A 657-nucleotide genomic window follows, 5' to 3' on the forward strand; every position below is an offset into this window, starting at 1 on the left:
AACTGTAGCGCTCTACCAAATTCTTGGTTTAAAAGTCAGTCAGTGGCTGGTCTATCGCTTGATGAAAGAATTAGGGATCCGATCTCGGATGGTCAGAAAGATCAGTAAACCGAAGACCCACACCGAGTATTCTCAACGGCCCAATCTAATTAGAGACTTAGCTGATCAGACAAGGGTGCTCGTAACCGATATTACCTACATTCCGCTTCAACATTCATGGCTCTATTTAGCCAGTGTTTACAATCCGACCACCCGGCGGGTGATCGCTTATAATATCGGATCTGAAATGACACAGGAACTGGCTACCGCACCAGTTAAAACTATTTTAAAACGTTCAGATCTACCAGGCATCATTCATAGTGATATGGGAAGTCAATACACCAGTGTCTTATTTGAAAGTACTTTGACGGAAGCTGGCATTAAACATTCTTATTCTCGCCAAGGATGTCCGGGGGATAATGCCCGGATCGAGAGTTTTCATTCACTTTTAAAACGTGAATATGTGAATAGCCACTCCTTTAAAAATGTTCATGAAGCCATTGCTGGCATTGATCGCTATATACGCTGGTACAATCAGGAACGTATTTCGTCAGTCGCGTAGCGACTAAGTCTTTATAAGTGGGGCTGAGAAAAAAAGAATCTTTTCTCGGCTTTTTT

1 protein-coding gene is annotated in these 657 nt (G+C 42.5%); it reads left to right on the top strand.

Features of this window, described 5'->3' with window-relative positions:
* Positions 1-601, top strand: a 601-nt coding sequence (locus DY78_RS01635) for an IS3 family transposase (RefSeq protein ID WP_024626244.1), incomplete at its 5' end; no start/stop codon positions are given.
* Between the last annotated feature and the right edge of the window lie 56 nt (positions 602-657).

It is taken from the genome of Lactiplantibacillus fabifermentans DSM 21115, assembly GCF_000498955.2.
Taxonomy (GTDB): domain Bacteria; phylum Bacillota; class Bacilli; order Lactobacillales; family Lactobacillaceae; genus Lactiplantibacillus; species Lactiplantibacillus fabifermentans.